Raw genomic sequence first — 17,530 nt, 5'->3', positions numbered from 1 at the left:
CAAAAGTTCCACTTTGAAAGGGAACCGCTTGCTTGTTCGGTTCCCGACGCCTTGTTAGGCTCATGGGACGTTTTTAAGACAAGTTTTTTGTAGTGTGATTGGTTTAGGGGTGCTCGGGGGACATGTGTGCGGTTCATACCGATGTGGAGCTATATGACTGTCGTGTAAAAATGGCGGAGCGGCTGGCCTGCACCGCCAATGTCAGTGCGGCGTGTCTGGGGATAGTGGATTTGTCCAGTCGACGTCTGGTCGATGTCTGGGTCGGGCAGGGAAAGACCGGTTCGGCTCTGCCCCTCAGTGACACGGCGGATCTGGTTTCCAGTAAGGTGAAGACATTCCTGTCCCAAAGACAGGATCGCCCCGTGCGCCGGGCCGCAAAGGGCGAAAGCGAAACCTGGCTGCGCTCGCACCGCTATCTGATCGGCATTGGCGCGCAGGTGGGAAATTTTGCGCCGATGGCCGCCTTCGTGAACGGTGCGGTCGGATCAGCGAGCCGGCCCGAACTGCAATCTCTGGCGCGGATCGGGCTGACCTTTGCCGAGCAATTGCGCAACGAGCGGGCCGAGGCTGACCCGGCAGAGGGTCTGAACGGCCTGCAAGCCCAGATCCCCGATATCATCCTGCGCAGCCTGTCCTTTGGTGTTGCCGTGTCGGATGCAGCGGGCGATCTGCGCTACATGACCAGCCTGGCCGAGACATGGCTGGTCGAGAATGACGAGTTGCATGTGGCACATGACCGGCTGGCCGCCGGATTGCCGCAGAACCAGAAGGCGCTGCAGGCTGCTTTGAGCGCGGCAACCGTGACACCGGGACAGGTCTCGGTGGTGCAGCTTGGCGGTACGGAAAACCTGCCCAAGACGGTTATCGTAATGCCGGTCAGCCAGTCGCCCGGCCTGGCGATGATCGTGTTCGGCCATGCCCAGGGGGACCGGGCGCTGCGCGATCTGATGCTTGAGACGCTGGGACTGACCGTGGCCGAGCGGCAATTGGCCAAACAGCTTCTGGCGGGCAAATCCCTGGCGGCGGCGGCCGAGGAAAACAACCTCACGATCTCTACCGCGCGCAGCTATTTGAAACGGATCTTCGCCAAGACCGGAAGCCATCGGCAGAGCCAGTTCATCACGCTCTATCACCAGCTTATGCCGCCGCTGCGGGTTGCGGCGCATCCCCAGCCCGGTCCCGAGCGACAGCAGTGACCCTGCCGGGGTCACCCCCTGGCGCCGTCCCGTATCCGCAGCCGGTCCACATGGCCAAAGGCGGCCTGCGGCGCCATCATCAGCACCACCAGATCGTCGGGCCGGACCGCGTGCATCATTTGGTCGACCAGCGCGTCGCTGTCCGGCCCGGTCAGGATCTGGCCATCTGACGCGCCCCGCGCGATCAGCGTGGCTCGTGACAGCTGCCGCATCTCTTCTTCCGGGTCGTCGCCGGTGAAATAACCGTATTTCCGGATCACCCTGAGATCGGGCAGCACCGCGATCCGGTCAAAACTCTCCAGCAGATGCGCGGCGCTGCTTTCGAGCTTGTGCGGGCCGCTATTGCCCAGGATCTGCAGCGCCAGCAGGCGCCGACCCGTTACCGGCAAGGCCCGGACCACCCGGCACAGCTCGGCGACGGCGGTGTCGTTATGGGCATAGTCGATCAGCATCGGGCAGGCGAAACCGTCGAGCATGTTGTAGCGACCGGGGCTTTTCTCGCGCGTGTTGGCAAAACCTGCCAGCGCCGTTCGGATAGCGTCGCCGGGCAGGCTCTGGGCATCGGCCAGCGCAATGGCGAACATGGCGTTCATCACGTTGAACCGCAGCAACCCGCCCATCGTGGCCGGAATGTCTGCCACTTTCATCACCGGGACATGATGCCTCCCGCGTGCCATCACGATCCAGTCGGCACCGTCCCGTGTGGCCACGAAAACACCATCGCCACCACCCTCCAGATGGGCGGCCAGCGCCGGGGTTGCGACGTCCATCGCCACCAGGATGCGGCGCGGCGCGGTGGTGGTTTCAACCGCCTGCAGGCAGAGCGGGTCCTCGGCATTGACCACCACCGCCGTGCTTGCGTGCCGGATCACGCCGGATTTCAGCCGCGCCATCTCTTCCAGCGTCTCGATCCCGTTCTGGCCCAGATGATCGTTCTGCACATTCAGCAATGCCGCCACATCATAGCGGTCGCAGGCCTGGCCAAAGCGGATCAGCCCCAGCCGTGGCATTTCCAGCACTGCCGCCTCGACCGCCGGATCACCCAGCAGCAGCTCCGCCCCCGGTAACCCGCTGAGGTTCTGGCTGTCTACCTTGTCCTTACCGATCCAGGTGCCCACCGTGGTGCAGACCCCGGCGGTCTTGCCGGTGCCCTGCCAGATATGGTGCAGCATCATGGCGGTGGTGCTCTTGCCATTGGTGCCGGTGATGGCGGCGGTCGGAATGCGGGCGGGCTGGCCGGCAAAGAGCGCGTCCAGCACCTCGCCATTGATGTCGCGGTCCGGCGCGCTCAGCCAGTGCGGGCGGAACCCGGGCTGCCCGTTCACCTCGCAGATCGCGCCGCCGCCCGTGCGGTAGCTGACCGAGATATCGGGGCAGAGGAAATCCACCCCGGCAACATCCAGCCCCACCAGCCGCACCGCGCGGATCGCCGCCACCCGGTTATCGGGATGCACAAGGTCCGTCACATCCACGGCAGTGCCGCCGGTGCTGACATTGGCGGTGCGGCGCAGCGGTACGAAACGGCCCGCCTCGGGGACGCTGTCCGGCGTCAGCCCGGCCTCTTGCAGACAGGACAGCGCCTCGTCATCGCGGCGGATCTCGATCAGCAGGCTGCGCGGCGCGCTGCTGCGGCGCGGGTCGGCATTGACCTGGTCGAGCAGCGCATCTACGGTTTGCTTCCCGTCCCCGGTGACCCCGCCGGGGATGCGCCGGGCGGCCATCATCATCCGCCCGTTGACCACCAGCAGCCGGTGATCGTCACCGGGCACGAAGGCCTCGACCAGAACGCCCTGATCCTGCAGATCGCTGGCTGCGTGAAAGGCCCGGATAAGCACCTCATCCGAGGTGAGACCCACATGCACGCCGCGCCCCTGATCCAGCGCCACCGGTTTCAGCACCACCGGCCAGCCAAGGGCGGCGGCGGCCTCGCGGGCCTGTTCCGGCGTACGCACAAAACGTTGCTCGGGCACCGGCAGGGCGGCCTGTTTCAGGCGCTGGAGGCTGAAATACTTGTCGCGGGCCAGCTTTTCGGCCAGCGATCCGGTCCGGTCGGTGAAGCTGCTGCGCAGGCGCCGCGCCCGCGCACCCCAGCCGATCTGCAGCGTCTGCTGGTTCAGCACCGTCACCGGCATGTCCCGGTCCATGGCGGCGCGTGCGAACCGCATCGAATTGGGGGCCAGCCCGCCGCGCCGTTCCTGTTCAAGGAATCGGGTCAGGTGTTGCGAAATCTCTGCCTCGGCTGTGTCCGGTGTCAGCAATGCGATCATCAGATCGGTGGCGTTGCGAAAAAGCTGCTGGCGCTGCCAGGGCAGGGCGAGGCGGATCCGGGCGGGGCTTGCTTCCAGCACCTGGCCCTTGTGGACCGGCACCCGCGCCCGGAGCTGCAGCAGCACGACCAGGGCCGCCGACAGATCGGCCAGCGCCGCGCGCCCGCGCCCACCGACCAGCAGCGGCGCCACCCAGTCGCGCCCCGCGATATCGGGCATCTCTTCGGCGGGGGCCAGGCCGGGCAGCCCGTCGGGTTGCGACAGGCGCGCCAGCACCGGTTCGGAAACCGGAGCGGTGACCTCCAGGTCGAGCAGGGCGGTCCTGCCCGCGATGTCATGTTTGCAGCCGTGGAAGAACTGCAGTGACCGGACCTGAAGACATGCCTGCATGTGTCTGCTTTCCGTTACAGGGGTAAGAAGTATGCTCAGGTTATTTCCCAGGATGCGCGGCATCAATGTCGAAGCTGTTACGCGGTTCGAAAGGCACCTGTTTTAAAGTGCCGTGATGCCCCACATCCGCACAGGTTCAGTGGGGCAAGGTCATCTCGGTTATCAAGCTGACTTCAAGACATGAGACCCGCCAACGGTTCTCACAATAGAAGAGCTGCCGGATTCAACCGGAAACGGTATTTAAAGTTCACGCTTATTGTTTCCAACAGCGAGGGAATTTGACCGAATTGCGATCAAGGTGCACTAAATTTTGGCAAAATTTTGGCAAGAATGTTGACGAGCAGTGCCACTCTACTCCTAAATGGCTGCGATGCCTGACGAAGGGGTTTTGAATCGGGCAGAGCGATTGGGGGACCAGTAGTTATCTGTGAGTGACGGGTGAATTTTGCCTGTCATTAAGAGTGTTGAGTGTGTGGGTTGAAAAATTTGAGAACTTTCGACTGCCTATATTTTTGCTCATGCAGTCTTATCCAGGATTGTCTTTTGGCCCCCGATGCCGAACCCGCAATGCGCGGGTCGCGTTTGTAATTGATGGTGCACACCTAGGGGGAAGCAACAGTGACGTACTATTATCAGGAATACGAGTGGACCGCTATCACTGAGGCCGATCTTCTGGATCAGGGCGGCAATGGTTCGAGCATTGGATGCGGCGATACATTCACCATGCCCGGAAGCGCCAGCGTCTGCCTTTCCACCACGGACAACGACTATTTTCTGTCGGGCGACACTTGCCAGAACGAAAATGCCAATGATTGGAGCGGACAGCAGGCCTATGTCGATGGCGAAGCCGTCGGCGGCCAGATGTACGCCGAAAGCTACCATGTTCTGCAAGGTTCGGATGGTCAGATCTATTACATGATCGAGATCGAGATCGAAGGCCATGATGCCCCGGGCGCGGGCGATGATTATTTTTCGTTTTACGGCAAGGTGCCTCCGGCGGGAACCGAACTGACCGTGATCAACACCTGCAATGTCAGAGGCAACTGGGTCGACTACAAATGCCTCGGCGCCGGGGACAAGATCGAAACCGGCTCGATCTCGGGCACTGTGTTTTGCGATCAGGATTGCGACGGCATCAATGGTGAAGTGACCGTGATCCCGGGCTGCGACTATACGATCGAAGCCGAGGATATGTATAGCAGCGGGTTCAAGGTGGTCTCCGGTGCGCAGGCCTCGGGCGGCGAGCTCGTGAAGCTTTACTGCCCCGGTGACTACGCGGCGCTCTGCACCACATTTGATGGCAAATCCGGTGTCTATGACGTCAAAATCCGTGTGCAGGATGAAAATGACGGGCAGAGCATCATCAAGCTGAAGGTCGGCGGGCAGTTCGTCGAGGCGGTGCGCCTGAATGCTGATAGCGATGGGGCCGGGTCCAATGATGGCGGCTTCTCGACCTATGTCATCAAGGATGTCGCGATCGAGCCCGGCGATGATGTGACGCTCAAGGTGCGCGGCGATGGCGGTGAGTATGTCCGCATCGACAAGATCACCCTCGAAGGCCAGGACACGCAGGAAGTGGTGTCGGAGCCGACCAAGGCCGGTGTCACCATCAAGCTGGTCGATCTGGACGGCAATGTCGTTGCCACGACCGAAACCGATGCGGACGGCAATTACCGGTTCGATGACGTTGTTGCCGGTGATTACAAGATCATGGGTGTGGCGCCGGATGGCACCGAATTCACCATTCAGGACGCGGGTTCGGATGACACGATCGATTCCGATGTCGATGAGAACGGCATGTCGGGTGTCATCACCGTGACTGGCGACAGCGAAAATGATGTCGATCTGGGCGTCTGCGAAAAGCCCGAACCGGGGTCGCTGTCGGGTCGCTATTTCTGCGACACCGATGATGACAATCAGGACAACAACAACGGTGCCGAACCGGGCATTGCCGGCGTCGTCGTCATGCTGCTGGGTGCCAATGGTGTTCCAACCGGTGCGACCACGGTGACGGGTCCAGACGGGTATTACTCCTTCACGGATCTTGAGCCGGGGACCTACGGGGTCAAATTCACCGATCCCGATGGCGTCCTGGACGGCAAGACCCTGATCGATGCCAATGTCGGGGATGATGCCTCGGACAGCGATGCGATCGGCGATGCGACGATGTCGACGATCATGAATATCCCCGTCGAGGCTGGCCAGAATACGCCGGACAATGATGCGGGTGTCGAAAAGGCCAATGACGATCCGACGCCGAACGATGATCAGGCCAAAACCTGCGCTGACGAAACGGTGACGGTCGATGTTCTGGCCAATGATGCGGACCCCAATGGCGATATTCTGACGATCACCGAGGTTGACGGTCAGGCGATTGCCGAGGGCGAAACCATCACGACGGGCTCTGGTGTCAACGTCACGCTTTCCGGCGGGAATCTGGTCTTTGACGGCGAAGATGCGTTCGAATTCCTGGATATCGGCGAGGAAGCGAGCGACACCGTGTCCTACACCGTGTCGGACGGCAATGGCGGCAGTGCGTCGGCCAATGTGGACGTGACCTATTGCGGTGATGCGAATTCCGTCGACTCTCTGCTGGCCAGTTTCCCGACCTCGGGCAGCTATCAACTCATCACGGATGGGATCGAACTGCCCGTGGAGGGCACAGCCTTCGCCATCAAACTCGACGATACCGGCGATGCGCGGTTCGACGGGGTTGTGTTCGAGAAAGCCTACTGCCTCAGCCTGTTTGATCCCGCAGAGGGTGCCGAGGACTTTGCCGATGCACCGGTTCATACTGCCAATATTCTCGCGGGGACCGATGTGTCGGTTTTCAATGCAGATCAGATCAGTTTCGCCAATGGGCAATCCGCAGGCGACAATCTGGACCTGATCAATTGGCTGATCAATCAGGACCTTGAGGGAGCAAATGCCAACGCCGTGGACGGCGCGTTCAGCGGCTGGGAAGTGCAGCGCGCGATCTGGGAACTGACCGACGAGCTTGATACCGATTATCAGTCCGACATCGACCCGGGCTTCGGCAATGATCTGGACGTGGATTATCTGGTCGACCTGGCGCTGAACAATGGCGAGGGCTTCGTGGCCGGCACTGGTGATCTGGTCAGCTTTATCGTCGATCCCAATCCGACAACAGTCGAAAACTCTCAGCCGTTTATCGCGGCGGTTCCGTTCGAAGATTATGACTGCATCTGCTGAGAGACGTGATCGCTACCCGCCCGTTCTCTGACCGGGCGGGTCAGAAATTGCGGAGGATCCCGCAATGAACCGGTCAAACGATCCGTTTGGTATTCTGATTGTTTGGCTTTTTAGAGGACCACATAGGAGGCCAAAGTCAAAATGAAGAAAATTCTTATTGGTGCATCAGCCACGATGGCGACACTTGCGGCGCTGCCCGCATACGCTTGTACCGGTCTGGGTTGTCCGCCGCCGCGTCAGGTGCCGGAAATCAGCGCATTGGAAGGCGGGGCAGCCATCGCAGCTCTTGCTGCGGTCGTTCTGATTGCCTGGGAACGTCGCCGTCGCGCGGCTTAAGTCTACCCAAGATCAAAATCGTTCAAACGGCCCTGCTCAGACGGGGCCGTTTCTTTTTTAAAGCAGCCCCCAATTTCCTTCAATGATCGCTGCGGCGGCAATCAGGGCGTTTGCCACCATATGGCACAGAATTGCGTCCGTGAGCCGCCCGTCCCTGCGCAGGGCCAGCCAGGCGAATACCAAACCCGCCAGAGCCGCAGCAAGCCAGCGATCATGCAAGACTGCAAAGGCCGCCGTGCTGATTGCCACGGCCAGTATGGTTCGGCCGATGGATTGCTGGGCCCCGAGCAAATCCAGCAGATAGGATCGGAAGAAAAGTTCCTCGATCACCGGAACCGCCAGAGATGTACCGATTGATCGGGCAATGATCCAGAGAATGAAGACGCCGCTACCGAGACCAGTCAGAGCCGGAGCGAGGTCAGCCCCGGCATCCGACGGGGCTGTCACCAGCCAGATGGCACCAATTCCGGCTCCCATTGCCATGGCCTGGAAATCCAGCCGCCAGGGCAAGGCGAGCAAATGCGTGCGAAAGACCCACAAGATCGCCAACATCAACAGGAGACGGATAGGGTAGGCCAGTACCGGATGCTGAAAGAAAGTCGATGCCACCAATGCGGAAAACATGAAAACGGCGAAGGGAAGAATACGCGCAACGTTCCAATCCTGAACAAGTGGCGGTAATGGCGCGTCCGCTGATGCGCGATCCATATGCGAAGACGTTTTGATGCGTTCGGAGCGAAACCAGGGGATCGTATGAACCACTCCAATCATCAAAAGGGCCAGGCCTGAAAACAAGAGCCAGCCAGCATGAGAGTGGAAACCTTCCACGGCAAGCGTTGGCGATACATTGACACCAATCCAAATCAGCAACGAGATCCGAAAGACGTTCAAGAGCCACGACAGCGCAAGCGCAAGGGGCAGAATGGAAAGCACCCGCCAAAGCGACAGTTGGCGCCAGAAAAGCGTAGCGTAACCACCCAGGAACACCGAAGTCAGCACGAAGCCTTCTACGCCCGAGCAGCTTTGACCGACTTCGACAGCAAAGCTACCATCCCGCAGGACATATCCGGCCTCATGGACCAGTTGCAGGCCCATCTGCCCGGACATCCAGACGACCGCCGAGAAAGTAAAATCCCGGATGATGTCGAGGTGCCAAAGGGGAAACAGAAGATCGCCCAGTTCAGGCAACGCCAATGCAACGATGACAAGGATCGGCAAGAGTAACCGGCCCGACTGAAACGTTCGGAGCCAGACGGGCCAAGGGGCCAACAGTCGCAGTGCCGCGCCGGATGCCAGGACAACGCCGCTGGCCCAGGCAACAAGTGCGGCCAGCAAGGCTGACCCTTCCGCATCGGGACCAACGACTACAGCAGGGATGACGGCCAGCAACAACCCGCCCGCGGCAGCGATCATCGGAGCGCCCAGCGGTCCGGGTGCCTGAATGGCATGAAATAACTCGGTCAGGTGGTTGCGGCGCGCGACGGCGTAGATCGTTGACAGGACAAGCACAGCCAGCACGCGTTCTCCGAAGTGGCTCGAGAATTTGCAGAACTTCCAGGACGCGACCGTGGCGCAATTGTCCAGGTGGAAATGCTGGAACGTCATGGTCAACACGGCCAAAGCCAGGGCTGTGAATAGTCCAAAAGTAAAAATGCGGCGGTGGCTAGATTGCCATAGGACTGCAAGCGACAATTTGGTTACTCGATATCCAACTGATGTTCACTGACTACAAAAAAGCATGCATGCTCTCCAAGAGTATAAATGAATCAGCTCGGTAAACACCAAAAACATAACCTATGTTTGTAGCAGGAACCCAACTCTTCCGGATTCGTAAACAATTTCTCCTGGGCGCGGTGTCTGTTGAATTGATCGGCGGTTGAGGCACCGCCAGACGCCCTTGCAATGCGGGAAGGGCCGCCAGAGATTTTCGGTGCCAGCAATCGCGCCCTGAGGCCCCGGCTGAACTCAGGGTGGCCACAGCATCATCACCACATCGGCGCAAATGCATCACCTGAAAGAGAACACCGCCCCTGAAAAATCAGGGGCGGTGCCGGGGGACGAGTTCCAGGTCTGTTCGAAAACGGACCGGGTACTCGGTCCTTTCTCGCAAGCCGAATAATTATTCGGCCAACAGGTCCCAATTCAGCGAATTGTCCGCATACCAAACATTCTGGTCGTCATCGAGATAGCGGTCGACAAAGTCCGGAACGGTGGTGTTCGGCAGGGTGTCGCCAGCGAAGCCGTCCAGAGGTTTCTCACCGCGCGGATCTCTTTGCCGGGTGAATTCCCAATCAATGATCGGATCTCTTGGATCGCATTTTTCGATGTCGACGCACTTGTTTTCAAAGTAGATGACACCTTTGCCTTCGCCGAAGTCGGTCTTCTCGAGATACTCCAGAAGTGCCGCATTGTAATCGGCCTCATTGCCAGGCACATCTTCCGGTGGCAGCAGATTCAGACCCAGCTCGGACCACAGATCCTCGACCACAACCGTATCGCCGGTCAGGTCCGACCGGATCTCGATGTCGTCGCCGTTGACAACCCGGGCTTCCAGCTCGCCTTCATGCGCTTTGTGGAACACCAGGCGGTCATTGTTGATATAGCTGAAGTCCGTTACCACGTTGTCCTGGCCGAAGCTTGCATAGGCTGCAAGGACTTCGGGACCGTCGCAGACCTGATAGCCGAAGACGAAGTCGTCGCCGTCATCACCACCGGTCAGGGTATCGGCGCCCTGGTCAGCGATCAGGCAGTCGTCGCCCTTTTCACCGAAGAGTGCGTCGTTCCCATCACCGCCCAGCAGGGTGTCGTTGCCCAGACCGCCATAGAGGCCGCCGAACGGGGCGTTTGCCGGTACTTCGGTGCCGCGATAGCCGTCGTCGCCCTGACGATAGCCTGCTGCGCCTGCGGTTGTGGCCGCATCGTCGCCGCCGCCACCGAACAGGATATCGTTGCCGAGACCACCGCGCAGTTCATCGGTAGAGCCGACCTGCTGTCCGACCGAGAAGAAGACGTTGTCATCATCACCGAACAGGACGTCATCGCCCATTTGACCGGCAACCAGATCTTCGTCTTCGCCGCCGCATAGCGTGTCGTTGTCGCCGCCACCGCGGAGATGGTCATCCCCGGCGCCGCCATCGGCTATGTCTCTGCCGTTGCCGCCATCGATGTTGTCGTCGCCAGCATCGCCTTGAATCTGGTCGTTGCCATTGCCGCCGTTGATCTTGTCATCGCCGTCATTGCCGCGCAGCCGGTCATTGCCGTTCTGGCCATAGATGTCGTCATCACCGGTCCCGCCATCGACGTGGTCGTTGTCATTGCCAGCCCAGATCGAGTCGTTGCCGCTGCCGCCGAGAATCTGGTCGGAGGCCAGGCTGACCGCACCTTTGCCATTGGCATTGTCGCCCCAGATCTTGTCATTGCCGGCGCCGCCGTCGATGCAATCCTGGTTATCGTTACCCTGGATGTTGTCGTTGCCACTGCCACCGAGCAGAGTGTCGTCACCACTATTGCCGCGGAGAGCATCATCACCGCTATCGCCATGGATTTCGTCATGACCGCGCTGACCGGCCAGGAAATCGTCATCCTCACCACCGGACATCCAGTCGTCACCGTCACCGCCACGAAGCGCGTCATGGCCGGAGCCACCCCACATCGTGTCTTTGCCAGCTCCGCCGTTCAGGGCGTCCATGCCAGCATTGCCGGCCATCTTGTCGTTGCCATCCTCACCATACATGACGTCATGGCCTTCGCCGCCAGACATGGTGTCATCGCCCACGCCGCCGAACATGGTGTCGTCGTCGCCCTGACCGAACATCAGGTCATTGCCTGATCCGCCGAACATCTTGTCTTTGTCGTCACCACCTATCAGGCAGTCATCGCCAGTAGCGCCAACGATTTTGTCTCTGCCAGCATTGCCCATCAGCAGGTCGTCGCCACTTCCGCCATTGAGCGTGTCGTTGCCGCCGTTGCCGGCTCCTACGTCATTGCCGGCAGCGCCGATCAGGCAGTCATCACCGGCAATGGCGTCAGATACCGCGCCGTCGCCCAGCATCACGTCATTGCCCCGGCCGCCGCCGATGGCATCGTCGCCAAGCTCGCCACGGATATAGTCGTCGCCTTTGTTACCCAGCAGTGCGTTGTCGTTGCTGTTGCCCAGAATATAGTCGTTGTCAGCCAGACCTTTGGCCTTGTTGAGGCCGGCATTGTCAGGATTCTTCAGATTAAGATTGTCCGATTGGGGCGTGCCAATAAGGGCGGCGCCAGCAATCGAATTCCATGCTTTGGTTAGTTTCTCAGACATGTTTTACCCCCGGTAAAAAATGAACACTATTGCAATGAACAGGCCGGGCTTATCGGCCCGAATGCAAAACAAGCGTCGGCATAATTTCGCCGAACACCATCCCACTGAGCCATTGATGGGGGAATTGCCGCTACCCCCATTTGGGGGCAATCGGAGATCTCAATCTGGAAACAACGGGGGCAAATTGTCTTTGTCGCAAGAACTGTTGCCCTTGCGCATCACGTGGTGGCGCGGCCCGGGTCAGAGCCGCCCGACATCATGAACATGTATATCGATCATGCGGATTCTAGGGGAGAAATAAGGCAAATTCCGGGCGTGCCGTGCCGGCGGACCGCAGCAAAGACCGCTGCGGGGCTTTTCGGGCGCAATTTCCGGGGCAGGGGTTACCCGTCCCGGAAGGCTTTGCTGAAATAGCTTGTCAACGGGTTTGCCAGATAAGCCAGCGGCGAGCGATCCTGGGTCCGGATGAAGGCGTCGACGGGCATGCCGGGGATCAGGATCTGATCCTCGCCCAGCTTGCTCAACTCCTCTTCGGGCAGTTCCAGTTCGACACGATACCAGGAGGCCCCGGTCTGTTCGTCGACAAAGGAGTCGGGCGAGACCAGGGTCACCGATCCGAACAGATCCGGCGAGTTGCGCTGGTCGAAGGCGGCCACGCGCATCACCACTTCCTGTCCCGGATAGACCTGATCCACATGGATCGGATCGATCCGTGCCTCGATGATCAGCGGCCGGTCCTGCGAGACCAGGAACAGCGTCGGATCGGCGGGCCGGATCACCGATCTGCGGCCGAAGACCTGCAGATCATAGACCACGCCCGAGATCGGCGCCCGTATGTCCAGACGGCTGAGACGCTCGATGAGCGAGCGGCGCTGCTCTGCCAGTTCCAGCTCGTTGAACTGCAGGTCGCGCAGGCGGGTGATGGCTTGCTCGCGGCGGGCGGAATAAAGCTGCAGCTCTTCGATCTCCAGCTCCGAGATACGTTCCAGGGTCTGGGCCCGCTGCGCCACCAGATTGCCCACCGTACCGGCCAGCTGCGCCTCTTCGCGCTGCAGGGCCAGAACCCGCGAGGCCTGCGCCAGCCCCTTGTCCAGCAGCGTCTGCTGGCTGCCCAATTCGCTTTCGATCAGCTCCTGCTGGCGCTTGAGCGCGTCCATCTGGGCATCGACGCCCTCGATCTGGTTGTTCAGCTGTGTCCGTTGGGCGCGCAGCTGTTCGATTTCCTTGGCCTGGGCCTCGCGGCGGGCTTCGAACAGGCGCACCTGCCCGGCGGCCACTGCCGCGATCTCGGGGCGGCGCTCGACATTTTCCAGCAGCATCCGGTCGAACCGGACCTCATCGGTGATATCGCGCTCGGCTTCGAGCCGCCCGCGCCGCGCCATCAATTCGAACAGCTGGCCTTCGACGATGGTCAGTTCCGATTGCAGCAGCGTCGGGTCGAGTTTGACCAGAATGTCATCCTCGGCGACCAAATCGCCCTCTTCGACCAGCACCGCTTCGACCACGCCGCCATCGGGATGCTGGACGACCTGCCGGTTCTTGTCGACGACAACCCGGCCCGAGGCCACCACCGCGCCCGAGATATTGGCCAGCACCCCCCAGGCGCCGAAGCCACCGATCAGGATGACCAGAGTCAGCACGCCCACCATCAGAGGGCCGGTCGAGGGAAAAAGCTTGGGTTTCTTGTTAATCATGTCACACCGGTCGGTTTGTTGGCGGCCTGCTGGATCTGGGCGTGGTTCTTGACCACCTCGGCCAGAACACGCTCGCGCGGGCCCCAGGCCTTGCGCACGCCGTCCTCCAGCATCAGCAGCATGTCGCATTCCTGAATGGCGGCGGGGCGGTGGGCCATGATCAGCACCGCGTGGCCGGCCTCTTTCATCTGCCGGATCGCGGTGTTGAGCGCATTGGAGCCTTCATTGTCGAGATTGGAGTTGGGCTCGTCCAGCACCAGGATCGCCGGGTCGCCATACATGGCGCGTGCCAGACCGATGCGCTGGATCTGGCCGCCGCTCAGCTGGCCGCCGGTGGTGCTGACCTGGGTGTCATAACCGTCAGGCAGTTTCAGGATCATCTCATGGGCGGCGGCCTTCTTGGCTGCGGCCACGATCTTGGCGTCGTCCGGGTTGGTGCTCAGCCGGGCGATGTTTTCGGCAATTGAACCGTCGAACAGCTGCACGCGCTGCGGCAGGTAGCCGATATACTGTGCCAGTCTTTCGGGATCGTATTGCTCCAGCGAGGCGCCATCGAGGCGGATCTTGCCACCCGCCGGGGCCCAGACCCCGGTCAGCGCGCGTGCCAGTGTCGATTTGCCCGAGCCGCTGGGCCCGATCACGCCAACGGCCTGGCCCGGGGCGACGTCGAAATTCACCAATCGCAGCGAGGCCTGCCGGGCATTTGGCGGCACCACGGTCAATTGCTGCACCGAAAGCTTGGCCTTGGGTTTGGGCAGTTCGACGCGGGCGATCTCGGGCGGAATATCCGACAGCAGTTCGGTCAGGTTCTCCCAGCCGCGCTTGGCGCGCTGCACCATGGTCCACTGACCCACCACCAGATCGACCGGGGCCAGCGCGCGACCCAGCAGAATCGACCCGGCGATCATCGCGCCCGGGGTCATCTCTCCTTGCAGGACCAGATAAGCGCCAAGCGCCAGCATCGCCGATTGCAGAAACAGCCGGAAGGTCTTGGTGGTCACCGAAAAGGTGCCGCCCATATCGCTGGCATGCAGCCCCTGTTCCAGCGCCCTGCCGCGGGCCTTGTGCCAGCGCTCGAAGGCGCTGCGCTGCATGCCCAGACTGCGGATATGCTCGGCCTCGCCATGCAGGTGCTCGGCCATCCGGTCCGAGGTGTAGCTGGCTGCGGTCGATTGCAGCACCGCGCCCTTGGTGGTCAGCTGGTTCAGCACCGTGATCAGGATCAGCAGCGTGCCGCCACCGATGGCAAGCGTGCCCAGCAGCGGGTGGAACAGCGTGATCCCAAGCAGAAAGATCGGCGTCCAGGGAATGTCAAAGAGGGCGGCAAAGGTCGGCGAGGCATAGAAACGCTGCACCGACTCGAGATCCTTGAGCTGGTTCTCGGATTTCTTTTCATCCCGGTGCAGCGATGCTTTCATCAGCATGGCGCTGAACACCCGCCGGTCGAGCCCGGCCTGGAACCGCGCGCCCATCCGCGCCAGCAGCCGTCCGCGCGACCAGTCCAGCAGCCCCATCGCGAGGAACAGGAAGGCCATCAACGAAAAGAGCGCCACCAATGTTTCTTCGGATCGGCTGCCCAGCACCCGGTCATAGATCTGCAGCATGAACAGCGGGCCGGTCAGCATCAGCAGGTTCACGAAGATGCTGAAGATCCCGGCGGTCCAGAGCAATCCGCGATTTTCGCGCCGCACATCACGCAGTTCGGCCTGCCCTGCCGCGCGATCAGAATTCCGCATCCGTTTTCTCCATTCCCCAATGCCGTCGGCGCACCGACCGCCCAGCCAAAAATATCATGTTTCGTTATGACAAATAAACTTTGTGAATCGTCTCAGAATGGTAGCGATCAGAGCCCTTGTCGTCACCATCAGATTGAGTCGTGCCGGACGGTTGCGTCGGCGGGATCAGTATATAGAGGGCGCGCAGGCGCAAGGCCACTTCATATGGCGGCGTATTTCGGGCGGAGATTTGCCCCTGTACAGCCATTGTTGCGGTTTTTCGCACAATTGGCGCATAAGCGCGCCATTGTGGCACGGGTCGTGGCGGATCAGGAGGTTTTCGCTGCGGGTTCGGGGGCCTGGTAGCCCTCGACCCAGTGCCGGATCAGGGCGCGCGCCCCGATCTCGTCGCCGCTGGCCAGGGCCTCACGCAGCCCGTGCAGCACGCTGGCGATCTCGATTTCCGACAGGGTTTTTTCGCGGGCGCAGAAAATCTTGGGGTTCCGGGTTCCGGTCAGGTCGCCCGACAGGGTCAGCTCTTCTTCGATCTTTTCGCCCGGGCGCAATCCGATCACCTCGATCTCGATATCGCCATCGGGGGTCGTGGTGTCGCGCACCGTGTATCCGGCGCTTTCGATCACCTGCCGGGCCAGTTGCATGATCGGCACCGGCTTGCCCATGTCGAGCACGAAGACTTCGCCGCCCTGGGCATCGGCCCCGGCCTGCAGCACCAGTTGCACCGCCTCGGCGATGGTCATGAAATAGCGCTTCACGTTGCGGTCGGTCACGGTGACCGGCCCGCCGCGGCTGACCTGTTCCTGAAACAGCGGCACGACCGAGCCGCTGGAGCCCAGCACATTGCCGAACCGCACCATGGTAAAGACGGTCTGCCCGTGCCGTGTGGCCAGATCCTGTACCACCAGTTCGGCCAGCCGTTTCGAGGCCCCCATCACATTGGTCGGGCGCACCGCCTTGTCGGACGAGATCAGGATGAAGCGTTCGATCCCCGCATCCGCCGCCGCCCGCGCCAGGGTCTGGGTGCCCAGCACGTTGTTGGCCAGCCCCGGCAGCGGGTTGGCCTCGACCAGCGGCACGTGTTTATAGGCCGCTGCATGCAGCACCACCTGCACCCCGTGGTCGTCCAGCACCCGGCTGACCTGGCGCGGGTCGGTCACCGAGCCCAGAACCGGCACGATCTCGACCTCGCCATCCTCGCAGAGCTGGGTCAGTTCCTGATGTACATTGTAAAGCGCCAGTTCGCTCAGCTCATAGAGCACCAGCCGCGTCGGGCGGCAGGACAGCAGCTGGCGGCACAGTTCCGAGCCGATCGAACCACCGGCCCCCGACACCAGCACCGACCGTCCGGCATAGCTGTTGCAGGCTTCGGCCAGCGTCATGTCCCGGGCCTCGCGCCCCAGAAAGGCCTGCGGGGCGATCGGGGTCAGCTTGTCGACCAGTTCCTCTTCACCGATCAGCTGCGCGAAAGAGGGCAGGGCCTGCACCTCAAGCCCCATTTTCTGCAGTTGCCGGGCGATCTGGGCCTGTTTCGGCTGGCTCAGCGACGGCATCGCCAGCAGCACGCGGTGAATGTTGCGCCGCTCCACAAGCTCACCGATCCGGGCCGGGGAAAACACCGGCAGCCCCGCCAATAACACGCCCTGCAGCGAGGCCTTGTCGTCGATGAAGGCGACCGGAGTGATGCTTTCATGGGCGCGCAGGGCCTGCACCAGCTGGGTTCCGGTGGTGCCGGCACCATAGATCAGCACCCGGCAGCTGTGTTCGCCATGGCGGTAGATCGCGCTGACCACCTGAAACAGGATGGCACGGGTCGCCATCATGATCAGGAAATAGATCAGGCCGAAAATGACATGGGTGCCCATCGGTACATGCACCGCCACCACCCGGGTCAGCAGGGCGCTGAGGCCAACCATCGCCACCGCATGCAGCGCAGTCAGCCCAACGGCGTTCTGCTCATAGGCTTTGAGCTTGATGTTGGGCAGCCCCAGCCCGAGCGACAGCAATGCTGCGCCCGCGATCATATAGGGCAGGATGGGCAGGAACCGGACCAGCGTTTCGAGCGGTGTGCCCGGCAAAGGCTGTACGGCGAAAGTCAGCAGCAGTGCGACCGGGATCAGCAGCAGATCAATGGTCAGGAAAATCCTGGCTTTCTGCTTGCGGGTCAGGGAATTGACGAAATCCAGCACTTCAGCCTTCCCGAGACCGCTCCGGGCCCCATGAAAATGCTATCGGTTGTTGGTGTGGTCTACAACGCATGGTTGCTGTTAATCTTTTGATTTCTACTCGCCAGCCTTCGCACAATATCGCAAGGACCGCCAGCCCCCAAATTAATTTCTGTTAAGCCGTGAGCGCAGCAGAAAACCGCTCACGAAAAAAATGCGCAGGCCCGTATTTGCCTTAT

The 17,530-nt window shown here is 61.1% G+C and carries 9 protein-coding genes; 3 read left to right on the top strand and 6 right to left on the bottom strand.

Annotated elements, in window-relative coordinates; all coding sequences use genetic code 11:
* Window positions 1–230 precede the first annotated feature (230 nt).
* A complete protein-coding gene (locus M3P21_RS17055) occupies window positions 231–1,196 on the top strand; it encodes a helix-turn-helix transcriptional regulator (RefSeq protein WP_249711838.1) in 966 nt (321 codons plus the stop codon).
* A gap of 11 nt (window positions 1,197–1,207) precedes the next feature.
* Here the strand turns inward: M3P21_RS17055 and M3P21_RS17050 are convergent, their stop codons facing one another.
* Window positions 1,208–3,853: a Mur ligase family protein gene (locus tag M3P21_RS17050; protein ID WP_249711837.1), complete on the bottom strand. Its 2,646-nt coding sequence runs from the start codon at window positions 3,851–3,853 to the stop codon at window positions 1,208–1,210.
* Between the two features lie 618 nt (window positions 3,854–4,471).
* On the opposite strand from M3P21_RS17050, the gene M3P21_RS17045 reads away from it, so the two are divergent.
* Both M3P21_RS17045 and M3P21_RS17040 read left to right on the top strand, forming a co-directional pair.
* On the top strand, window positions 4,472–7,066 hold the full coding sequence (locus M3P21_RS17045; protein WP_249711835.1) for an SdrD B-like domain-containing protein: 2,595 nt from the start codon (window positions 4,472–4,474) through the stop codon (window positions 7,064–7,066).
* Between the two features lie 141 nt (window positions 7,067–7,207).
* The gene (locus M3P21_RS17040) at window positions 7,208–7,402 is read left to right on the top strand and encodes a hypothetical protein (RefSeq protein ID WP_249711833.1); all 195 of its coding nucleotides are present in this window, start codon (window positions 7,208–7,210) and stop codon (window positions 7,400–7,402) included.
* Window positions 7,403–7,459: 57 nt separating this feature from the next.
* On the opposite strand, the gene xrtE is transcribed toward M3P21_RS17040, so the two are convergent.
* From xrtE to M3P21_RS17015, 5 genes are all read right to left on the bottom strand, one after another.
* Entirely contained in the window at window positions 7,460–9,094 is a 1,635-nt protein-coding gene (gene xrtE, locus M3P21_RS17035) for an exosortase E/protease, VPEID-CTERM system (RefSeq protein ID WP_283781024.1), read from the bottom strand.
* A gap of 427 nt (window positions 9,095–9,521) precedes the next feature.
* Complete coding sequence (locus M3P21_RS17030; protein ID WP_249711831.1) at window positions 9,522–11,702, bottom strand: calcium-binding protein; 2,181 nt, start codon at window positions 11,700–11,702, stop codon at window positions 9,522–9,524.
* 383 nt (window positions 11,703–12,085) lie between these two features.
* Window positions 12,086–13,396 carry an HlyD family type I secretion periplasmic adaptor subunit gene (locus tag M3P21_RS17025; protein WP_249711829.1) on the bottom strand — a complete coding sequence of 437 codons (1,311 nt, stop codon included), beginning with the start codon at window positions 13,394–13,396 and terminating at the stop codon, window positions 12,086–12,088.
* Window positions 13,393–15,132 (bottom strand): type I secretion system permease/ATPase, encoded by a 1,740-nt coding sequence (locus M3P21_RS17020; RefSeq protein WP_249711827.1) that lies wholly within the window; start codon window positions 15,130–15,132, stop codon window positions 13,393–13,395. The genes M3P21_RS17025 and M3P21_RS17020 overlap by 4 nt, the downstream gene beginning before the upstream one ends.
* Before the next feature lie 308 nt (window positions 15,133–15,440).
* Window positions 15,441–17,315: a polysaccharide biosynthesis protein gene (locus M3P21_RS17015; RefSeq protein WP_249711824.1), complete on the bottom strand. Its 1,875-nt coding sequence runs from the start codon at window positions 17,313–17,315 to the stop codon at window positions 15,441–15,443.
* Window positions 17,316–17,530: the final 215 nt, after the last annotated feature.

This window comes from Ruegeria spongiae (assembly GCF_023502395.1).
Lineage (GTDB): Bacteria > Pseudomonadota > Alphaproteobacteria > Rhodobacterales > Rhodobacteraceae > Ruegeria_C > Ruegeria_C spongiae.
The sequence above is the reverse complement of the archived record's forward strand: the minus strand, read 5'-3'. Positions and strand labels throughout refer to the sequence as shown.